We start from the raw sequence: 22,445 nt of genomic DNA on the forward strand, positions 1-22,445 counted from the left end.
CTTGGAGTATCTTGTTCATTATCCTTTAATTGCACCTTCTGTTAGCCCGGCGATTATGTACTTCTGGCCGGCTGCATAGATCACAATAATAGGCAACATCGCCATTAAATAAGAAGTGAAAGCCATTGTATAGTTAAAGGAATATTCAGTCTTGAAGTTGTATTGATATAAGGGGAGTGTCCAAAATTCCTTCGCTTTATTCAAAATTAGTAGTGGAAGCATAAAATCATTCCAAAACCATAATGAATCCATAATGACAAGCGTAACTAGCATCGGCATAATTAAACGTAAAGTAATAAGATAATAGATTTTAAAAGTGCTGCAGCCATCAATTCTTGCCGCCTCTTCAATTTCAGTTGGCATTCCTTCAATATAGTTGACGAGTAGGAATACTCCTCTTGTTAAGCTAAGCGCTCCATATAATAAAATGAGTCCAAAAGGATTTAATAGATTCATATTGGTCATAATTTTTGTTAAAGGAAGCATAATCACTTGAAAGGGTACAAACAATCCTAACAGGATATAGAGATATAAAAATTTATAATATTTCTTATGTCGATTACGAGCAATAGCATAAGCAACGGTAGGATTAATAATAAGAACTATGATTACAGATCCAGTTGTAATCAAGGTCGTATTCCATACAACTCTCCAGTAATTCCCCTTAGAAAGTAGCTCTGCGTAATTAGAAAAATGAAGTGCTTGGGGAAAACTGAAAAAACCTTTGCCTGCCTCCTCTATTGTCTTAAAGGAATTAACTATGACAAGATATAATGGTCCCATGATAATGATGACTCCAATAAGTAAAATGATATTTCGGAGAATACGCCAGCCAAGCCCTTCTTTTCGTATCGCTAAATTCATACTTAATGGACACCACCTTTACGTGTTAATTTAATTTGGATAAAGGATAACACTGCAATGATAATAAACAATATAACTGATTCCGCATTAGCCATTGCAAACTTTAGATTCTGAAATGCATCATTGTATATCATGATCCCAATAACATTAGTAGATTTCACTGGACCTCCACCTGTCAGGGTATAAGCATAATCAAAGGAAGTGATACCCGATTTAATCGCAAGCACCATATTTACGGTAATCGTAGGAATTAGAAATGGAAATGTGATATAACGAAAACGATTAAAAGTGCTGGCCCCATCGATTCTGCCCGCTTCATACAGCTCGGAGGGAACCGATTGTAAGCCTGCAATAAAGATAAGGGTCGGCAAGGCTACAGCCTGCCAAATGTTAACAATCACAACAGCAATTAAAGCATACTTGGGATGGGCTAAAGGACTTTGATATAATTCCATAATATTCAAACCCTGACCAATCGGAGGGATGACTCGAACAAATACCTGGTCCCAAATTAACGAAATGGTTACAGCACTAATGATGGCCGGCAGGAAATATATCGACTTTGTAAAGGTTTGAAGCTTCTTCAGAGAGTTTAAGCTTAAAGCTAAAATTAATGACAGACTCATTACTCCTGCTACAAGCATCACCGCATACTTTCCAGTAACTACTAATGATTGCCTAAAATTCGGGTTGTTCCATAGCTCCGAATAGTTACTAAACCCTACATAATTATAGCTAGAACTAATCCCATTCCAATCCGTAAAGCTATATTGAATACCTACAATAACTGCATAAGCGAAAAATAGTGTATATAGAATGATAGCCGGAACCGTGAATAAGAAATAAGTTGAGCGTTCTAGAAATTTTCCTATCATGCTGCACCTTCCTCATCTCAATGTAACGTAGAGCTAGTAAATAGGGAGCGACAATTTGAATTCTCAAATTGTCGCTCAGATCAAATCTATTATATTTATTTAACAGCGTTAAGCTTGATTGTTTCATCAATGTTCTTCAGGTATTGCTCAGGCGTCTCGTTATTAATGAGATAACCTTGAGTTGTACTATATAATTCCGTTACAATCGCACTTTCAAGCGTTGAAGACATCCAATCATGAACTCTACCATTGTCGATAAAATCAAGGATAGGTTGTAAATATTGATCGCCATAGGTTGTACCCTTAATAATGGAAGGTTCGCCAGATAGATCAGACCATTTCTGAGCAACCTCTGGTCGAGCTATATATTTTAAGAAGGTAAGTGCAGCTTCTTTTTCTTCAGGCTTAGCTTTTGCAGAGATGGACAGAGAAGCATTGACACCTGATAAAGCTGTCGTTGTATCAACAGTATCATTCGGAAGTGGGAACGCACCGAATTTCAAATCAGGGTTAGCAAGCTTAATATTCCCACGACCGTATGAGCCAGAAATAATCATAGCGGCTTGACCATTAGCAAAGGCTTCTTGCATCATTTGAGCGCTCACACCAAAAGCATCTTTGTTAGCATATTGCGTTAGCTCTTTTAGCTTCTTAGCAAATGCCAAGAATACCGGATTGCCTTCCACTCGACCTTCGCCATCAGCCACTTTAAGCATTTCCTCAACACCACCAGGTGCAAAAGCAATGTTCGTTGCTTGGAAGATATGACCTACATCCTTCAATGGAAGATAGAGCGGTGTAATACCTTTGCTTTGGAACAATTTGCATGCTTCGATAAATTCAGCATAAGTGGTTGGAATTTTCACGTTATTTTGTTCAAATAGATCGATATTATAGTATACTGCCATATAATTTCGAGCGTACGGCAAAGAATAGTATCCACCGTCATCTGCCGCCGTCATATCCAAATATTTTTCGTTAACGTCTTTGATAAAAGGTTGATCGCTTAATTTTTCGATATAGCCATTTTTTACTTTTTCCTTAAATTGAAGCTGTGTAGGAAAATCAGTAAATAGGGGTGGAATATCATTTGTTGCAAAACGAGAGGTTAATACTTTAACCGGGTCAGGCACTGTATTCATATTAATTACGATATTCGGATTTTCCTTTGTGAAATCAGCAATAATTTCGTGATAGGCATTTTGTATGGCTTCCTCACCCTGCTGCTGGAAAAACTCGATTTTAACAACATCGCTCTTACTTGAATTCCCGTTCTCTGCTACGTCCTCCTTCCCGCATGCCGTCAGAATTATGGACATTAATAACATAGCTGTAACTGATAACTTTGCACTTCTTTTCATCTCTTTCTCCCCTAACCACTTCTTTTTATGACCATATAGAGCTTACTTTCCTAATGCACGATTCGCTAAATTCGTAATGACTACATCGTCCATTGGCGGATTATGAAGGCCAGCACGAACATCGCGATACATACGCTCAAGCGGGAAATTCTTAGAAAGGCTCAAGCCGCCTACAATTCTCATCGCGTGATCAACAACACGTAGTGCCGCATTGGTAGCAAGATGCTTGGCAACACCTAGTTCAATCTTCAAATTTTCGCGATTACCCGTTTCCTTATCCCAACGATCTGCAGTATCATAAAGGAAGGTTCTTGCTGTAATTAAATCAAGTTCAATTTCTCCAATTAAACGCTTAATATTGGGTAGCTCAGCGATTGGAACTTTTAATGAATTAGGCTGGTGGTTCGCTGCAAATGAAAGGGCGAAATCCCTGGCGCCATGTGCAATTCCAAGATAACAAGCAGGAATATGCAGCATGTTACCATCTGTTGGGACAGGCTTGCGTAGCTGATCACTTGCTTTACCACGAATAAGATATCGGTCCGGAACAAATACCTCTTTCATGGCAATATCATGACTGCCTGTTGAACGCATGCCCATCGTGTTCCATGTCTCCAGCACTTTAACGCCATCGCCAGCTTCTACGATAAATGATCCCAGAGTATCGGTATCTGACATCGTAGCAGCAACTATAAACTTGTTAAGAATTGGGCTTAACGTACAGTACGATTTCTGACCCGTTATCAACCAGCCACCCTCAACTTTAACTGCTTTTGTCTCAGGCTTACCACCACGAGTCGGACTGCCCATTGCTCGCTCACTTACCAGTTCATTCAATACTAGCCCATCATATACAACCTCAAGACATAGCTCACTAAGAAGTTCTTCTGGAATTGCACCTGATAGATGAAGCTGCTTCAATAAACCAATATGCCACCCGATTGCTAGTGCAGTGGAGCCGTCTCCTCTTGCCAGTCGCTCTTGAGAAAGAACCAGTTCATAAATTGATGCTTCCTCTCCTCCATATTGTTTTGGTACGGTAAGAGCAAGGTATCCGCTACCTCTTAACTCATTAAAATTCTCAAAGGGAAACGTTCCTTCAAGATCATGCTTAGGAGCTCGCTCTGCAAAAATCCTTGCTAGCTGATCTGCTCTTGCTGCAATTTTCGCTTCCCGCTCATTTCGTATAAAACGATCTGAAGAATCAGAGTATGTCATCATTAACAACTGCCTTTCTAATAATTCTCATTGGTTTACTTTGTTTAATAGTAATGTTATTTCCTTAAAATTTGAATATAAAAAACCCGAGTTTTTATTGTAAAAAACCGTACTAGTTAGTTGTTCTCCAACTGCTGTTTACGATATTCATTAGGTGTAAACCCATAAAATTTCTTGAATACATTGGAAAAATACTGTGGATCTTGCTCAAATCCACACTGTTCAGCTACTTCATAAATTTTCATTGTAGGATGTGAAAGTAATAGCTCCTTCGCCTTTTTCATGCGAACAGAGGTCAAGAACTGGGTATACTTCTCTCCTGTGTCTTGTCGAAACAGCTTGCCTAAATATTCGGAGTTAAGAAATAAATAATGCTGAGCTAGCCATTGCAAAGAAAGCCGTCTACTCTGAATATACTGGATGGTTAATTGCTTTATTTTTATAACCAGCATCGCCTTCTTATCAATCTTACGATAATGATAGCTTGCATACAGCTCGCCTAACTCCTTCTGGAACGCTTGTATATCTTGACTCTCTTCAGCTGTACGTGTTGTACTAATGCCGTATTCTGATTTCAACTGATTGCGGATATAGGACAGCACATGATTATTGTTTTCTTGAAGGGCATGTGATGATAACCCCTCACTTAATAATTGCTCGATCCATAATCGCGATATCTTCATTAATTGGGCTTCATCAGCATCAACAATCGCCTGCAGCAAATCGCTAGGTATAGAGGAAGAAATGATACTTTGACTTGCTAGCGCATTTGAAACTTTGGACTGTGTATTTTCCGCAAAATTGCTGCGTATAGCATCTACCTCCTGCTTAGACCATTGAAGTGCTTCTGTAATCTCATGCTCATCACTTGGCTTTAATAGATACCGCCTTACACCAAAACGCATGGCCTGCGTAGCTAGCTCAAACTCTCCAAATCCTGATAGAACAATAAATACAATATGAGGAGAAATTTTCAACCCTTGTTCGATTAACTGAAGTCCATCAACGATTGGCATTTTAATATCCGTAATCACAACATCGGGCTGGAGCTCTTGAATTTTCTCCAATGCCTGCTGTCCGTTTACAGCTGTCCCTGCTAACACCATACCAAGTGTAGTCCACTCTATTGTTTCCGCAATACCTTCTCTCGCCATTCGTTCATCATCAACGATTATTACTCTATAGCTAGACATAACTATCTTCACCTTTCCATAAAGCAGGAATTCGAATTCGAATAATTGTCCCTTGATTTATACCTTCTAAAATTGCAATACCATATAACTCTCCATATAACAATTGCAAGCGCTCATGAATGCTCCTTAGTCCAATCCCTCCTTCTGTGTTTTGCTCTAAATAATGTATATCCATCCCTGGACCTTGATCCGAAATCCAAATATCTAAATCCTCGCCAAAGCATTCCCCGCTAATCGTAATTTGACATTCGCCTGTCAATTCATCGATACCATACTTAATTGCATTTTCAACAATAGGCTGGAGGATCATTGCAGGAATATAACATTTGTTTAATTCATCCGGGATATTGATTTCACATTGCAGTCGTTCTTCAAATCGATATTTCTGAATGAGTAAATAGTTATTGACATGCTGAATTTCTTCCTTCAGCATGACCATTTCCTTTTTACTCGTTGTACTTCGCAACATATCACCCAACGCTTTGACCATACTAGAGATGCGCTCTTGTCCCTGTCTGCGTGCTAGCCAATTAATCGAGTCTAACGTATTGTAGAGAAAATGAGGATTTAGCTTCGCTTTCAGCGCCTCATATTGAGACTCCTTTATATGAATTTGTTTTACGTAGTTATCTTTAATTAATCGATCTAACGAGGCTGTCATTTTGTCAAAGCTGATTGTTAACCATCCAATTTCATCCTTATTCTTCACCTGCTCTTCTCGGGACGTAGCAAAATCTCCTTGCTCTACCTTGCTCATCCTAAAGGCCAGTGTCTCCAAAGGACGTGTAATACTTCTTGCAAAAATTATGCCTATCCATACGAGAGATACAAGAATGAGAGTATATAAAAGGAATAGAGTTTTCTTCATCTGAATCGCTTTCTGAAACAATGATTCATAAGGTACAAGATTCACTAATGTCCAACCTGTAAAGCTCATTGTAGATAAGGTACTCAAGTACTTGTGATGATTTAACGTGATCATCTCATAGCGTTCACCTGATCGTTCATTCTGTATTAAAGTGCTTGGCATAGGCTTATCTTTCCACTGCTCATCATTCCAATAGATTGGGGTATGATCTTCATAGATGAGCAATTTATTATTGGAAGATGACTGATTAGAGCCAATAGATTCAATCAAATCATTCGCATTCACTCGAACAATTAACGTCCCTAATGATGGAAAATCCATACTATTCACTGCTCTTATTTCCCTTAGGGAAGTAAAAATCTTAGAATCTCTTTCCCCACCCTTCCACAGACTTCCTCCCTCTTTTTGAGCGGCCATTGCAATAAATTGCTTACTGTAAGCTGGTGCAGTCTCATCCTTGGTTGTGCCCAGCCAGTAATCATTGCCCCAATAATCAATAATCGCTACAGAGCGAATCGGATAATTAAAGAAACGATAGGATAACAATTTCTCTTCCATTTCACGAATCGCATAATAGGTTTCGTGACTATTCTTGTTCTGCTTTATCTTCTCTAACCCATGTTGAATGTCAGCGTCACTTGCTATCGATTGTGTCATACGATCAATGGCTGCTAGCTTGTCTTCAATTCTCTCTGAATACAAATATAGCTTCTCACTAGTTTGTTCATAGACAAGCTGTTCATATAACGTATGCATATTTTGTACGTACAAAAGGCTGATGCCACTCGTCAGTAGAACACCGATCAATACAAACAACACTAGCTTATGTCTTATTCTTATTTTCACTCGAATTCTCCCCTTACCGCATAACTACTTCCAGCATATTAGAACCGATCCATAAAGAAGTAGTAATATAAACATTTAAGGTAATACCCTATTAAAAAATACTGTATATTCCCAAGTAAAACAATAAGAAAATAAGAATATACCTGTTCAATAGGTAGCTGAGTCCTAAAAATTGTGGGGTGTTGATTACCAGAATGGGGAACATAGTTTATTCCAGCTTTCTAGTGTGCGGGTCCTCTTTAAGAGAGAGGATTGGCTTACAAACTATGTATATCAGCTCGAAGCTATGGTCGAACATTACCATACACTTAAGATTCAACATAATATCAGTTGAACAAGCAATTACATAAAAAACAGGAATGACGTAGATACTCCCCTTGGTAATTCACTTGAATGGAGGACAACCATGTTTTTTTATCGAGAAGTTTGTTCAACATGATCGTTCCGGACAAGCCTGATCCGGCTGCAGCAAAAGTGTTGCAGGAAACTCTTGGGGGCCAATTTGGTGAAATGCGAACTATGATGCAGTATTTTTTTCAGAGCAGTAATTTCCGTGGAAAAGCGAAGCAGTATAGGGACCTAATTCGTGGTGTATTTATGGAGGAATTAAGCCATGTTGAACTGGTGCAACAAACAATAAATCAATTGCTGACAGGAGCTGGAGCAGAGGGTGTAGGTAATGCTGGCATTGATGAGGCTCCTCTGGACGAAGCTATTAAACATGCCAATCCACATCATTACATTATGGGCGCTCAAAGTTCACTGCCTGTAGATGCCGCCGGTAATCCATGGCTCGGGAATTATGTGTATGATCATGGCAACCTGGTAAGTAACCTACTTGATAATGCTGTACTGGAATCAACAGGTGTTCTACAAAAAACAAGAATCTATGAGATGAGTACAAACAAAGCGTTCCGTGAAACTCTGGCATTTCTGATCGTTCGTGATAATGCTCACCAAAATGCATTTGCGAAGGCGCTTGAGACTTTAGGAGTAAACTGGGGCAATGTGTTTCCTGTTCCCAATTACGATATCAACAAATATCCAGAGTGTCAGAAATATGTTGACCTCGGCTTCCATAATGCACAATTTAACTTCCGTTTGGACAATACACGCATTGCTGAAATATTTAGTGGACAAACACCTAGTCGTAATGGCGGTGAGCTACACGTCACGGAACCTCCTCAGGGATTCCCACTCCCTTTTATGCCGGAGCTTCCTAATGAGCACAGTCCAGGGTTGCATGATTTAAACACCTAAGATATCTTTAGGTAACTAAGAATAAATTAAGAAGCGTAACAAAACAGGAACCCTGCCAGGGGTTCCTGTTTGTTACGCTGATTTGAACCATATCACGTAAATATAGTATTAAATGAAGCATTCGAATTAGGATATAGAGGAGAAAGCCTACCTACAATGAGACGGTAGGCCTTAGGAAATGGGAGTCTCATAAAATTATCATGATCTGAAGGAATTCTAGATTGATCACCACTTTACCGATATTCGTTGTAGTATATGAGTGTGAAAAACCGGATGCTATACTTGTGAGTCTTAGAACTTACTTTCTTACAAGATTCCTTAACTGGGCTCCCCCCTTTTTATTGCACAGGAGCTTCTGCATCAAATCCCTCGTATCCCTTTACAATAAATAAATGAATCTATGGTTTGTTACTGCTTTGGCGCTATTGCAACTCTGCCTTAGATAATTATCTAATCTTCAATTACACAATGTTCATATCCTTTTCGGCAACCGGGACAAGAACTTGTACCGATAAAATAAAAAAGCCGCTAAAATAGCGACTTTGAATGGAACGTTGTTATTGTCCCACGACTATTTACGCAATTTTTTCAACCGGCTTCTTTGACCGACAGAGCGGTGTTCATGAATTGTGGAGGCGTAACACTTAACATCCTTTGTATTACTTTCCTCCAACATGAAACACACCAATTACGGTTACACCATCAACATCAAACAGCGGAATATCACGACCTTCTGGTGATCTACTGTTCTGTATTGCAATGGCTTCCTCGGGTGATTTTGGTAAAGCACCGTCTAAGTCTTTTTTTAGCACATATCCTGAAGTGCCATCCTCACCTATAGCACTGATTAATTCAGGTTCCGTTTCTGGAGAAGTAGCATCTGCGCTTGAACCGTATGTCTGTCCTTTTTTATTTTTAGGATAGTTCATATTCATAGGGCTAATATGAAAAGAACCAATTATGGTTTTCCCATAAACATCATACAGTGGGACATCACCAGGTTCACCGAGATAATCTTTTTTTAGTAAGTACCCTTTAATGCCATTTACACTTCCTGCATAGATTAAGTCAGGTAGTATCTCAAAGGAGTTGGACTCTTCAATTGTTCCGAATGTCAGTCCATGTTCATTTTCAGAATAGTCGATAGGCGTTATGTGACTTGGATTAATCGTATTTTTAGCACTTGTATTCTGGGATACTATCAGACCGCCTGAAACACTAATGATAAAAACCACAAAACCCGATATTAGGGCGCCCTTAGAGTACATTTTCATAACTGTTCACTCCTCATTCTTTATTAGCTCTTTATTCTTAGCCACACTTCCATGCTCTTTACATTCTAAACGTTACCAATCCATGAAGAGTTACGGTAATTCAATCGTTAATTAAACAAAATCGACGATCCAATTTGGTATTCAATTTCGTATACAAACCGAATTTAGGAGAAAAAACTGCACCTCATTTGGTGTCTTTGCGGCGATACACTTCAAGAAGTAATCCAATCATGGGGAAATTGTCCTTCGATCTATATGGCACGAACTACGGAAGGAACTTCGCGAACTTCGGTCCAACACTTTATTGATAAACCGACATGGTAGATTTCGTTGAAAGACTTAAAACCGGTGTTCGACTCAATGAACCGGATCGTACAACATTCTTTGGTAAGGACAGTCAGCAAAGGATACACTGACTATCCGACACTCAATGAACAATAATCTTTTCAGCAATGGAACTGAGTTCTTACCTTCAGAAAGCGAATTGTGCTTTTATCTCGCCACAGTAATTCTGTCATGATAATATTTAGATAACAATCTAATCCGAAATGACACAATGTTCTTGTCCTTTTCGGCAATGGAACCAAGTTTTGGGACAAGAACTTGGTTCCTTAAAACAAAAAAAGCCGCTATAATAGCGACTTGAATGGAACAATGTTCTTGTCCCGCGACAGTACCTGGATTCAATCCAGGCGATGACGACCTCAGCTTCCACCTCCGTTCCAAATTATTGCTTCAGGAAACGGTTTTCTGCTTTAACTTTTTCGAGCTCTGTGGAGTGTCTTGGGCCTTTTCCATAGCTATATTGCTTGCCTACGGGTTGCTCCAGGAGATGAACTTCTCCTTTTCGATACCAAGATGATCTCCTTATCTTACGAAAAGGATTCATTCACTTGAATGCAATGGCCTTACCGGTAGGATCAAAAACCTCCTAACTTAGAAAGTTACCATGGTTCTAAAAAAGACGCCCCAGCGCTGAACCATGCTCTTTCTATCCTAGCTAATTTTATTCCTCGCCGGCGATGCCGGCAGCTCTTAAATGCCCGTATGCAACGATTCTACTAAACTGAGATGAAACTTCATCTGCAGGAAGGGGCTTATCGTTTTTAATCCACCAAATTACAATCCCCATGAAAGACGATCCGAGGTATTCGAGCAGCAATTCCTTGGATATTGCTAATGGGGAGTTTCCCTGAGCAGGTTTCCTCCCCTCCATTAATTTATCTTTAATGATATTCTCCATTTTCGCTTGAAACTGATAGATTCTATTCTCTTCAATTAACATGGAATGATAAAAGGTCATATTTACGGAAATATGTTTCAGTACAGTTTGCATGACGGTTTCGAGTAGAGAAATACTGAAAGGATTCATGCTGATGGGACAAAGAACGACCGCATCCTTTAATTCGCTCAACAATTCATTCATACATGTATCTAATAAATTAGGTTTATTTTGGTAGTGGAGATAAAAAGTGTTTCGATTGATCATAGCCCGGTCGGCAATATCCTGGATCGTTATCGCTTCATATCCCTTTTCCCGAATAAGCTCATAAAACGCTTTTCGAATCGATTGTTTCGTGCGCAGTATTCTTAGGTCGGTTTTCTTGTTCATTGTTTTCGTTCCTCCTAAATTTATTTTTAGGTCGTTAAGCGACAAAGTTTTATGAGTTGTCTGTTATACTTCAAAACTAAAAATATTGAATATTGAGCCTTCTATTAACCTCTATTATAATGAGCATCAGATAGATAAACAACATATTGTTCATTATTTATCTAATGACTAAAAAAATCCAAGGAGGATATTTCAATGACATCCAACCATCAAAATGAGCTTGTTCGTAAGGCAGTCGCCGTACTGGAAAGCTTTGAGAGCGGCAACCCCGAAGCGATTACGGCTTACGTTCATCCAGATCAATATATTCAGCACAATCAGGCCTTACTCGATGGTCGTGAAGCCATGCTTGGCGCACTTGATCATTTAAAGGAGATTGGTACTAAGGTAAGCATAAAGCGAATTTTAGTCGACGGAAATTATGTTGCTCTTCATTCTGTATATGATTTTCACGGCCCTAAAATCGTATATGATATCTTCCGTTTTGAGAATGGACTAATCGTTGAACATTGGGACAATTTGCAAGAGATGGTGGAGAAGACACCAAGCAAACATACGATGATTGACGGACCGATTACGATTAAGGATATCGACAAGACGGATGCCAACAAAGCATTTGTCAAAAGCTATGTTGAGAACATCTTGCTCGGGAAGAACCCTGACCTGCTTGCTTCTTACTTTGATGGAGATAACTACATTCAGCATAGTCCGCATATTGCAGACGGTCTTTCCGGTCTTCACGCTGCTTTGCAAGCTCTGAAGGAGAAGAATATTGAGTTTGAATATACTCATGTCCATCAAGTAATCGGACAAGGTAATTTAGTTCTTACAGTAAGTGAAGGTCTATTTGATGGTCAACATACTGCTTTCTACGATTTGTTCCGTGTAGAGGATGGAAAGATCGCTGAGCATTGGGACGTAATCGAGGCCATACTGCCGGCAGAAAAACGAAAAAATTCAAACAGTAGATTTTGAAGTTTGTGTAGCTGAATCGGATGAAAGACATCGCCAAATTTAAGTACGGTGATGTCTTTCACCGTTCTTCTTCGCCCTGTTCGGGTGATGCTAACATAAGGCTGAGAAGTGTTTAATCGCTCAGTTATTTCTCGTTGCTTAGTTCGATTTTGCCCGTATGTCAAATGTATAAACGTTTCTTTGGAAAGTTTAAAATCTGGTGCATTCCTAACTCAACGATCCTCTCGTGAGTATCTTCAATAAGTTACCGCGAGATCTCTTTAAGATCCATATTCCCGCTGTATCGCCGGAACCAAATTCACTTGCGCGATATCCATATCTAGAAACTGTTGCGGTAAGACGCTTAGCTCGTAATATTCTTTTATAACTTCAGCACGAAGTCTTTCCTTATATCTGTTATTTGAAATCACATTTATTTTACGATCAAATATCGATGTTGCTATCATGTTTATCTGCCCGTTTGCTGCTCAATGAAACAGATAAAGATTCTTATCAACATTGGTGCCAAGTTCTTAATCGTTTCAATGATGAACTAGTCCTCAACTTTTACCGAAAAAAACTATTTCCTGATACAAAAAAATCGATATTCACGCGAATTCTTAAATTCATGTGCTTTTTACTCGCCACATGATCTCCATCATGATACTATTTAGATGACTACCTAATCCGAAATGGCACAAAGTTCTTGTCCTTTTCGGCAATGGTACAATGTTCTTGTCTCTCGACACATTCAGATCATCGGCATGACATCTGCTATCGAACGTGATGCCGCTCCCCCTCTCTCTCGATTCAATCAACAGATGCACTTAATTTCTCGAAGTGGCCGTACCCTTTCACAGCCGATTTAATCGTTTCCTTATACAAAATTTGCTGTTGTCCAAAAGAGGATAGCAAAGCCAAACCGCTCTCTAACAAGCTGCTCCAGCACTTCCAGTTGAATCAATCCCATAACGCGGATAGAAATCTCCTGCAATTTCTCATCCCAAACGACGTTCAGAGACGGCTCTTCCGCCTCCAGCGTACGAAAAGCACCGAGCACCTTCTGTACTTGGGGTTTTAACTACATCGTCTTTTGTTTAGGTATTCATCTAATCGGAAATCGGACGATGTTCTTGTCCATTCTGGTAATCGGTACAAGTTCTTGTCCTGCGGTTCAACTTCGCTGAAAGCTTTCTCGACACGAAGAAGCCTCCGAACCAGGTCGGAGGCTTCTTCGTGTTTTGATGTTGAGTTTGCGAACGCGTTCGTGGGGACTTTTTTTTCTTAGCTTGAATACTCGGACGCGTTCATTGTGCCTCTTTTGACCCCGATGTAATAGATGACTTCTTCCGTTCTTAGGTTCACATCCAGGATAGCATCTCCATACGTACCTGTGGACGAAATAGAGAATCGCCCCGAGGAATCGGTCTGCACTGGAATTTTATCTAGTATCTTCCCGCTTCGCCCATTATTCTGGTGTTGATTAATATGGATCTCCAGCTTCTTGTTCGCCTGCTCCGCGAATCGTCCCTCCACCTGCAGCGTACCGTCCGCGCGGAATTCGGCAATCAACATCTTGTTGCCAAGCACTGGTTTGTTATACACTTCCGGAAACAGCCGTTCAGGTTGCTTCTTCTCGGATGTGATCGCTTTAGGTGCGCCGACCAAATACTTCATGCGGGACTGCAATTGCATCAAGATCACCGCTGCCTGTGCCCGAGTAACGATATCGTTGGAACCGAACATCCAGCTCTGGTTGCCATTGGTTCCGCGCATATAATCATGAGCCAGCACGTAGTTCACCGCATTCGAAAAATCAAAATTCACGCCGTCCGCCGACGCGATCAGGCCAGCCGCGCGATAGCGGTTAATTGGCTTGTCCTTAAAGTCGCCTTTGCCAGGACTAGAACTAAACAACAACAGGTTGCGGACCGTCGCCACGTTGTAGGCGCCTTCCGCCCAGTGCTTCTTCTTTTTGGAAGCATATGATTCGTCATCTACTTTATAGGTGCGCAGCAGCATGATAAGGAACTGTGCTTCGCTCACGGAATCTTCCGGGTGGAATTTGCCGTTTGTATCCGCTCCGGCGACGCCCGAACGAAGCGCCCACTCGATCGCTACTTGATCGGAGCGTCCAGCGATATCTTTGACCTTGGCCGGATCCGTTGCTGGATAGCTCTTACTCTTGAGACGCTCGAATACTCGTACCGGCACCGTGCCACGCACTGCCCCGGAGCTGAACGTCACCTTGTAACTGCCGGGCTTAACCCCTTCGAGCATGCCGTCTGCCGAAACTTTCAGACCCGCAGGGGAACTGCTGGAGTAGGCAATCGGCGTTTTCGGGGTTCCATATGTGCCGTCGCCGTAAGAGGCCACGATCTCGATCGGCAGCTTGCTTCCCGGATTCAGCATGAATTCGTCGTACTGTGTGGATAAGCCCTGTATCGCGCGCCCTTTGCCAGTCGTGAACGACCAGGTCTTGGTGCGAAGCTGCGACTCTTTATACAGCGTATAATCGAGCTTCACCGTATAGACACTGTACCCGTCTAGCACTTCCTTCGGAAACAAAAACACCGTATCGCCTTGCAGTTCGCTGTAGTACGGAACTTCTTGCCTTTGCGAGTCCACGATGCTCGCTTCGAACGAATCGATGGCGAGACCAGCCGTAGCCGAGATGATGCCACCTGAGTGTTCAACACCGAAGCGGTCAAGCGGATTTGGAATTTCCAATCCATAGAATCCAATGTCGGCTCCTTTCATGCCGTCATACGGATACACTTTGGCTTCCGGGTCTTTCTTCTGGATTTTCACGTAAGCCGGGTTCATGACCGCGGTACCACCTTGCAACCCAATGCCGACCGATGTATACTGGCCGTCCAATATAATCTTGCGATGATAAGCGGTGCTTAGCCAGGAATCAATCGCTTCCCTTGTCGTTTCTTTTTCAAAAGACATGACTTCAGCGACCGAAATGTTTGGCCATCCGGCTGCTTTGCCCCGGTCTCCGGCCGTCGCTCCTGTAAAGCCTGCCGTACCGGGCTCCTCCCGATGCGCTGACAATCCTTCGAAGCGGGTGGTATTGTAATAAGCCGCGTGCGCCTGCGACGCCTGCGTCAATCTCGCATCCAGCTCCAACGGGCCTACGCCTACCTTCGCCCGAATCTCGTTCAGATAAGCCAATCCGTCGAGTTGATCCTGCATGAACCCTCCCTGCGACGCCGTCGTAGCCGATGCCGCGGATGCGCGTTCTGCCGGATAAGCCGGTACGACGACCGTAATGGCCAGGACCGCGGCGAGCAGACAGGTTGCCCACCTGCGCCCCGATCTCCGGCCGATCCCCCGATTCGGCCTGTTGTTTTTGCTGCGTTTGCTTGCGTTCATGGTGTTTCTCCCCTCGTCTTCCCATTTTTACGAAACTTGCTAACGACTTGTCAGTTTCAAACTGATAGTCTTTTTCATCCAATCATTTCACTTACTTGAATGGATTGATGATGGCCACAGCGTAATTGTCCAAATCGCCATCCCTCAAAAGAATATAATCTGCCGAAGAAAGCTTGAACTTCGTGTAATCATAATTCTCTACGAAATTTCCATATTGGAAGAGATCCAAGCTACTTACTACTGGATAGTTATTCATTCCTGTTTTATCACCATTATTTATAAAAGCAGCATCTAGCACATGGCGCCCCTTTGCAAAACTATTCTTTACTAAGAACGAGATAGGATTTCCTCTGACACTACTTCTGATCTGTACCACATTCCCGCTGCGTACAGGATCTTTTACCAAATCGATGCTGTATACCACTTGACTATTCGCTAGTTGGATGGGTAAATCACTCTCTTTGATAATCTTCACGCCAGGGTAAGTTTCATTCTTCAGGTTTTTATAATATTCAATGCTTTGTGTATATGCTTTAAAATCACTTAATTGGGTTAACTTAAATGCCTTATCATCTGTACTACGGAACTCTTTGTTACCGATCCATACCCAACGACCGATCTTATCCCACTCTACCTTCTGGCCAAGACCTTCACTCACCAGACGCAGGGGAACGAAAGTCCGGTTTTGCTTCAAAATAATTTGTGTGCCATAGTCTTTATTCTGGCCATCAACGAGTGCTGAAGTCTGCCCGATCGTCATATCTACCTTATGGTCTTTGCTGACCATCCCAACCTTGGAAACTTTTCCTTCCTTGGAGTACGTCACCTTTGCACCCAGTGCTTCAGATACAAAGCGGATCGGAACCATGACACTACCTTGGCCATCCTGGAATGGCTTCGCATCTGGAAACTTCATTTTAACGGTATTCAGCAATACCTCTACTTGCTTCGGAGTGCTTGCAGCTGCAACTGCTTCGTTTCCCGAACCTATCATGCTTACAGTCAATATACTTACTATTACTGTTAATAACAGTTTCTTCATGATCTAACTCCCTCTGCTTTCCATATGTACTTCTTCTCAATATCACTTCCCGGGATCTTTTTTTACATAGGTCTAACAAATCCTAAATATCAAAAAACCTGGCAGTAGTAAGAATATTTTACCATGTACAATAGTTTATAAATAGGTATTTTATCCCATGGGTATAATAAAACCTAACTTTTTATATGAATTAATTAGATATGTATCTAGTAGAAAATTGGCTACTATGTTCTTGTCCATTCCGGTAATCATTACAAGTTCCTTTTCCTCGACAAATCTCCAACTGCTTGTTCGCCTGATCCGCGAATTGTCCTTCCACCAACAGTGTTCCGTCTGGGCGAAATACGGCGATCATCCTTGCTGCAAAATCACCACGGGCTTCGCCCGAGTAACGATATCGTTGAACCGAACTTCCAACTCTGATTGCATACACGCTTAGTCTCCTTAATAAAAAAAGCCGCTATTTTAAATAGCGACATCAATAAATCCATCTGTAGTTCTCCTTCAAAAATATACACTTAAGTTTACTTATAAATATCTCATCGACTCATTTCAGTTCTGTCTTCATTCCCTTTACCAAATATAGAGTGTTTAAGCGATGTTTCATCAGTCTTTCTTCACCTTTAACATGTAAAGAGTAAGCAAATAACTCAAACTTCTTATAAAGCCCTTTTATCTCCCATTGTGTTTCTATTCGTTATATTATCCCCTTGGTAAGGCTTCTTCATTTCATCTTCCCAGAAAAGAACTGCTTTCCTACCTAATCCTTTATTTCGATATGTATCATCAATCCAAATCATATTCATAAAAGGTGTGTTGTCCCAAAAAAGCTGTGCCGAATCCAGCCAATGATACTATGCTCTTCATCCTGTAGAATATAGATTTAATATAGATCTCATTCCCCCTAATCTTCGGTAATATTAAGTTTTCTATGATATGATGGTCATGTTTCTTAATATATTCATAGTGTGCGAATTAGTTGCAGCAATAATTTTCATTAAAATTACTCCTCATCATTTTTAATTATAATATTATAGATCTATTCACTGACCTAGATAAAATGGAATTTATTAACCTGACCTACCCGTTAGCTAAATGCTTTTATAATCGGAAATCGGTACAAGTTCTTGTCCTTGGCTCGGGACACGAACTTGTACCGATAAAATAAAAAAGCCGCTAAAATAGCGACTTTAATGGGACTATGTTCTTATCCCTCGACAACACATGTTAACTCTTCTTCATAACTGTACATTCACTGTCTCCCCTTCCATAATCTCCAAGAAATTCTAGGTTTCTGTTTATTCCAATCGCAATTCTTGAATTTAAGTACTTTATCTCTAGCGTGACATTTTTATTATGTATTTTGATACTAAGAAAGTCTAATCTACATTTGTTTAATAGTTAGATATGCATCTAATCGGTTATCGGAATATGTTCTTGTCCATTCCGGTAATCGGTACAAGTTCTTGTCCTTCGACAAATTTGCATTTGAATTGTTCCATCTTTTTTAGTGAAAAAACGCTGGGTATGACCAGCGTCCACAAATTATCACTTCACTCTTTCGGAAATATTTTCACTTATTTCTTCAGGATTATCAACACCAATGATCAACTTTGATATTTCGAACTTCCCAACTTTAAAGTTATTCAAATCTAAATGAAGAGTTTTAAGCTCGTTTTCAAAAAAGTGTAGTTGATAACCACCATTTGATCTAAATAACCCATTTCTCATTTCTCCTAATAAAGCACCATATAGTTTAAAAGCATTTGGTATCGGTCTACCTGTTGTTATTCCTTTGATTGAAGAGTATGGAATTTGCAACCCTTTATCTAATTTTAAAAAGGGTGAGTTTCCAAAGTCGATATTTACGTAGGTTTCCATTAGTTGAATTTTACGTTCCATATTTTGATTCCCCCATTTTCTTTTCAAATAATCCATTTATTTCACAACCCATAATTACATATAATACCACAAAAACCTATTTTGTTCATGAAAGACTAAGCACTGCCCTCCGCCCCTTCGCGGGTTACGTCCTCCTTTTTATATTTCATTTCCAATCACCTAATAAAGAACCTACGCGTGTAGCATGTAGTGCTTAGACAGGGTAGCTTGCATTGTTTTTCCCTCTATATCAGTTCCAGATACCTCAAACTTACCTTGTTCCAGAGAATTAACCCAATATCCGCCAATTTTTGGATTCCACACTAGAAAATAAATATTTCATTACCTTCTTGCATTGGTGTGTAATCTTCATAATTTATTCTAATGCTACCCTCTTTATCTTCGATCACATAGGAAGGTTCAAATGTTACAAGCTCTGAATCGATCTCCTGTTTTGTAGAATCCTTATATACTTGGGTTACTTTCACCTTAGTTTCTGTTCTGCCTGAAGGCCCCCACTCGAAATTTTCAATGACATTTTTGCTTTCACCAGTTGCAATAACTCTAACTACAGCGTCTGATTGAGATTCTGCATCATCTGCGTTTGTGAAAATTGCATGGTTGGCTTCGATTTTATCTGTACGCACTACAGATGGAGCAAATTTCTTAGCAATTAAATCAATATTTTTACTTATTGCAGCACTATCGTTTTTGCTCTCTACAGTAGAGCTATTTGAATATGATAATACCCCTAGCCCAATTGCTAAAGAAGCAACGGTTGTCAATACTATAATTTTCTTCATGCTTACCACCCCCATTTTTTCTTTCATGAGCCAAATCAGTAGCAGTAGGTGAAGTCAGTTTATATTTACCTGATTTCATCCAATGGTCGCCAGAGTGTGCCGGTGCATTCTCAAAATGATTTAAGCCGAGTATATGACCGATTTCATGTCCAGCATTCATGTATCTTCCGACTGCCCCCAGCCACTTGTCCAACCGGCATCTATTTGTTTGTAAAGGTAATACAAAAAAGGATCGTCAGCATTTCTGCAACGATCCCTAATGTCAGCCCGCTAGTTGAAATCAGCAGCTGATCAATTTTGATGCCTTCTTAAGTTTCATTAAGCTAACGTTACATGCTTAAAAAATATTTATCAAAGTATCCACTATGGTTTACAGTTATATGGTGTTTGACTGCCTTAACTGTATTTTTAACTTTGCTGTTTTGGAAAAACGGTTTAATAATTCTCCTTTCAGTGATTGTTTTATATGTGGCTAACGGATTTCGGGCGTGGAATAGTGATCGGAAATTATCTCTTGTATCGTTTGTATTGGCATTCGTTTTCTCTTATATCTTTTATCGGTTTTTGACTTTGTAGACGCTGTAGAAAAGGAATATGGCTTCCCGCCAAAAATTGCCGGAAACTGTGATGGTCGGTAGAAAGACTTCTGTTTTCTGGATATTTGAATATCCTGCCTGTTAGCTAAAAAAGCTGCTGATACTTTTATCAACTGTTTTCTTTGTATCATTGAGTTATCGTTTCCCGTTGGTTTAACGAGTTTTAATAATTTCTTGCCAGTTAGGAGGCAAGTCATAATCCCTAATGTGCTTATACTCAAGAACCACTATTAATCCGGAGTTATCCATACTAAACCTCATCGAGTCGAGTCCAACATCCAAATGAGGTCCAACGTACGGGATTGTTTTAACCTGAACTTCAATATGTGAAGGATGATATTTAACGTCTACATCAGTTCCATCCAAAAAAGGCGTAAACGAAGGTGATACAGTTAATTTATTTTTGTAATAGTGGTTAATCTGTTCCTGTATTTTTGGAGCTAACAAAGTAAGTACAAGCCGTTTCAATTGTTCATCGTTTGGCTTTGCACAAACGGGCTGGATTGCCATCAAGAAAATGATGACTGTTAGCAATGATCCGATAAAACTTTTCATTTCTAAAACCCTCATCTTCAGCATTTTTAAGGGTAGTTTTCACTAAATAAAGTGAATTTATAATGCTACCCTGCCCGTTAGTTGAACAAAGGCAGCCGATCACGTTGATCATCTGCTTTGTTGGTTTTATTGAGCTATCGTTTCCCGTTATTTTAATGAAAAAATAGCCTCTCACTTGAACGAATTCATTACGTCACATTATGTTTTTATCATTCAAATATTCAATTAAGGCACTTAAATCATACTTAGGCAACTCTAATATGAATGATAGTCCGATAAAACAAAAAAAGCCGCTAAAAAAATAGCGACTTTCAACGGAATATGTTATTTCCCCTAGAGAATTATCAAAATACACTAGTCACGATAATATGGTTCCATAACTCCTTTATTGTTTTGCTCTCAATTTTGGATTTTGATATTAACTGTTCTACAGAGTCATATCTAAGTTGAACTTCTTCATTTTGTTTAACGCAATACCATCCATCTTCATTATAACTGATTAAGAACAGCGGTATATAGACGCGTTTTGCGTTCAATCAACGTCGCTACGCAGCCCTTACTTTTCCCACGACCCGATAATACGACGGTATCCAGTTCCCAGTGCCCAAACGTTTCACGGGAACGGACTTCTTTCGGACGATCTGAAATGGTTCTCCCAATGGCGAATTTACCGCGAGTTTCTGCGGGTTTCTGACGCTTCCCTTTGTGACGGAGAACCTGTAATGTGCCTTGAACCAGGCGTCCTGCGTAGATCCAGCGATAGATGGTTTTAAAGGAGACCGCAGGTAGGCGATCGGCGAGGAAACGTTCTGTGATTTGTTCTGGAGACCACGTTGCTGCCAGTTTTTCCTCTAGTAGAGCAGCCAAGGCGTCTGACCATTTACCGGGAGATACCGAAGCCTTACGACGTTCCTGATAAGCATTCTGGTGGATTCTCCTTGTGTGAATGTGGTGTAGGAACCTTCATTCTACACGAATCCGGCCATGGGCCCTTTTTTATTTATTTCCATTAGGTGTCGCACTTCATATTACAATCCGTTCTGCATATAAAAACCCATCGTTTTGAATAAAATTGTTCAAAACGATGGGTTTCTTTTGTTTTTTAAAAATTGTTTTTATTAAAAAGTTTGTTCTGGAGTCACCATTTAAATTTCTGGTTCAAAGGCCAGTCTATCGCCCTCCGTATTTGGTTTGTTCACCCCCAAATTGCGACGAACTTCCAATTCAGGTGATTCCGCTAACTTAACAACTAACGCCGCAACACTCTTACGTGAAACTTCTGTCCCTTTAAATGGCTCATTCTTTTGAGTAATCTCATAGTCAATTTCATCATAATCCGTGAGCCAGGCAGCCCTTAACACTGTATAGTCAAGGTCTGAAGCCTCAATAATATCAACTGACTTTCGGTATGGGCCTAAATATTGACCGATTGTCCGCTTATTCCATTCACCAAACTCCCCTGGGATTTCCTCATAAATTCCAAGCGAAGTGATAAAAATTAAGCGTTTCACTCCTGTCGCACCCATTGCTTCAACAATATTTTTGGCTTGTTCTTCTAAGTCTCCATTTAGATTAGCATACACGACATCCTGTCCAACCATTGCTTTTTTTAATGCCTCAAAATCTAGAACATCACCTTCAATTACTCGTACACGATCGGAATCAAGGTGGTTTAATCTGCTAGAGTTACGCAAATAAAGTGAAAGTTGGACATCAGTTTCGTTTAGAAATAATTCAATTGCATAACGTGCAATTTGACCGCTTGCTCCTAAAATCAATACATTACTCAAATTCAAAACTTCCTTTCATATCTTTTATAAAAATTATAAATAAGGTAGTAATTCTACAGCCACATTATTAGT

Annotated in this window: 17 protein-coding genes and 3 pseudogenes; 2 read left to right on the forward strand and 18 right to left on the reverse strand. The window is 40.2% G+C overall.

Translation table 11 applies throughout. The annotated features are described in order from the left end of the window. Positions 1-18: 18 nt before the first annotated feature. The 6 genes from BLS14_RS06475 to BLS14_RS06500 form a co-directional block, all read right to left on the reverse strand. Positions 19-864 (reverse strand): carbohydrate ABC transporter permease, encoded by an 846-nt coding sequence (locus BLS14_RS06475; protein ID WP_090950311.1) that lies wholly within the window; start codon positions 862-864, stop codon positions 19-21. A 2-nt stretch (positions 865-866) separates the two neighbouring features. Further along, positions 867-1,739 carry a carbohydrate ABC transporter permease gene (locus BLS14_RS06480; protein WP_090950314.1) on the reverse strand — a complete coding sequence of 291 codons (873 nt, stop codon included), beginning with the start codon at positions 1,737-1,739 and terminating at the stop codon, positions 867-869. Between the two features lie 95 nt (positions 1,740-1,834). Then, positions 1,835-3,100, reverse strand: coding sequence for an ABC transporter substrate-binding protein (locus BLS14_RS06485; protein ID WP_090950317.1), 1,266 nt, complete (start codon positions 3,098-3,100; stop codon positions 1,835-1,837). A 42-nt stretch (positions 3,101-3,142) separates the two neighbouring features. After that, the gene (locus BLS14_RS06490; RefSeq protein WP_090951693.1) at positions 3,143-4,318 is read right to left on the reverse strand and encodes an acyl-CoA dehydrogenase family protein; all 1,176 of its coding nucleotides are present in this window, start codon (positions 4,316-4,318) and stop codon (positions 3,143-3,145) included. Positions 4,319-4,434: 116 nt separating this feature from the next. After that, complete coding sequence (locus tag BLS14_RS06495) at positions 4,435-5,511, reverse strand: response regulator transcription factor (protein WP_090950321.1); 1,077 nt, start codon at positions 5,509-5,511, stop codon at positions 4,435-4,437. Further along, on the reverse strand, positions 5,504-7,225 hold the full coding sequence (locus tag BLS14_RS06500) for a cache domain-containing sensor histidine kinase (RefSeq protein ID WP_143021517.1): 1,722 nt from the start codon (positions 7,223-7,225) through the stop codon (positions 5,504-5,506). The genes BLS14_RS06495 and BLS14_RS06500 overlap by 8 nt, the downstream gene beginning before the upstream one ends. A gap of 406 nt (positions 7,226-7,631) precedes the next feature. On the opposite strand from BLS14_RS06500, the pseudogene BLS14_RS06505 reads away from it, so the two are divergent. After that, positions 7,632-8,485 (forward strand): annotated as a pseudogene (locus tag BLS14_RS06505) (manganese catalase family protein). Positions 8,486-9,144: 659 nt separating this feature from the next. On the opposite strand, the gene BLS14_RS06510 reads toward BLS14_RS06505, so the two are convergent. Together BLS14_RS06510 and BLS14_RS06515 are read right to left on the reverse strand one after the other, a co-directional pair. Further along, positions 9,145-9,759: a hypothetical protein gene (locus BLS14_RS06510; protein ID WP_090950327.1), complete on the reverse strand. Its 615-nt coding sequence runs from the start codon at positions 9,757-9,759 to the stop codon at positions 9,145-9,147. Positions 9,760-10,765: 1,006 nt separating this feature from the next. Then, positions 10,766-11,371 carry a TetR/AcrR family transcriptional regulator gene (locus BLS14_RS06515; protein WP_090806589.1) on the reverse strand — a complete coding sequence of 202 codons (606 nt, stop codon included), beginning with the start codon at positions 11,369-11,371 and terminating at the stop codon, positions 10,766-10,768. A gap of 195 nt (positions 11,372-11,566) precedes the next feature. Between BLS14_RS06515 and BLS14_RS06520 the strand changes: the two genes are divergently transcribed. Next, entirely contained in the window at positions 11,567-12,346 is a 780-nt protein-coding gene (locus tag BLS14_RS06520; RefSeq protein WP_090806591.1) for a nuclear transport factor 2 family protein, read from the forward strand. A gap of 722 nt (positions 12,347-13,068) precedes the next feature. On the opposite strand, the pseudogene BLS14_RS06525 reads toward BLS14_RS06520, so the two are convergent. From BLS14_RS06525 to BLS14_RS06565, 10 genes and pseudogenes are all read right to left on the reverse strand, one after another. Then, positions 13,069-13,394, reverse strand: a pseudogene (locus BLS14_RS06525) (elongation factor G); the annotation flags it as partial. A 215-nt stretch (positions 13,395-13,609) separates the two neighbouring features. After that, positions 13,610-15,706, reverse strand: coding sequence for a CAP domain-containing protein (locus BLS14_RS06530; RefSeq protein WP_090950330.1), 2,097 nt, complete (start codon positions 15,704-15,706; stop codon positions 13,610-13,612). A 91-nt stretch (positions 15,707-15,797) separates the two neighbouring features. Further along, a complete protein-coding gene (locus tag BLS14_RS06535; RefSeq protein WP_090950334.1) occupies positions 15,798-16,748 on the reverse strand; it encodes a stalk domain-containing protein in 951 nt (316 codons plus the stop codon). Between the two features lie 190 nt (positions 16,749-16,938). Next, positions 16,939-17,181, reverse strand: a complete 243-nt coding sequence (locus BLS14_RS06540) for a hypothetical protein (protein ID WP_063563787.1) — start codon at positions 17,179-17,181, stop codon at positions 16,939-16,941. 226 nt (positions 17,182-17,407) lie between these two features. Beyond that, the gene (locus BLS14_RS32465) at positions 17,408-17,554 is read right to left on the reverse strand and encodes a hypothetical protein (RefSeq protein ID WP_176854397.1); all 147 of its coding nucleotides are present in this window, start codon (positions 17,552-17,554) and stop codon (positions 17,408-17,410) included. 742 nt (positions 17,555-18,296) lie between these two features. After that, positions 18,297-18,650, reverse strand: coding sequence for a hypothetical protein (locus BLS14_RS06545; protein ID WP_063563786.1), 354 nt, complete (start codon positions 18,648-18,650; stop codon positions 18,297-18,299). A 302-nt stretch (positions 18,651-18,952) separates the two neighbouring features. Next, on the reverse strand, positions 18,953-19,432 hold the full coding sequence (locus BLS14_RS06550) for a hypothetical protein (protein ID WP_090806595.1): 480 nt from the start codon (positions 19,430-19,432) through the stop codon (positions 18,953-18,955). 749 nt (positions 19,433-20,181) lie between these two features. Then, a complete protein-coding gene (locus tag BLS14_RS06555) occupies positions 20,182-20,583 on the reverse strand; it encodes a DUF3888 domain-containing protein (RefSeq protein ID WP_063563784.1) in 402 nt (133 codons plus the stop codon). Positions 20,584-21,087: 504 nt separating this feature from the next. Next, positions 21,088-21,528: pseudogene (locus BLS14_RS06560) on the reverse strand (IS30 family transposase); the annotation flags it as partial. A 200-nt stretch (positions 21,529-21,728) separates the two neighbouring features. Continuing rightward, on the reverse strand, positions 21,729-22,373 hold the full coding sequence (locus BLS14_RS06565) for an SDR family oxidoreductase (protein ID WP_063563783.1): 645 nt from the start codon (positions 22,371-22,373) through the stop codon (positions 21,729-21,731). Positions 22,374-22,445: the final 72 nt, after the last annotated feature.

The sequence above is a fragment of the Paenibacillus sp. OK060 genome, from assembly GCF_900101205.1.
Taxonomy (GTDB): Bacteria; Bacillota; Bacilli; order Paenibacillales; family Paenibacillaceae; genus Paenibacillus; species Paenibacillus marchantiae.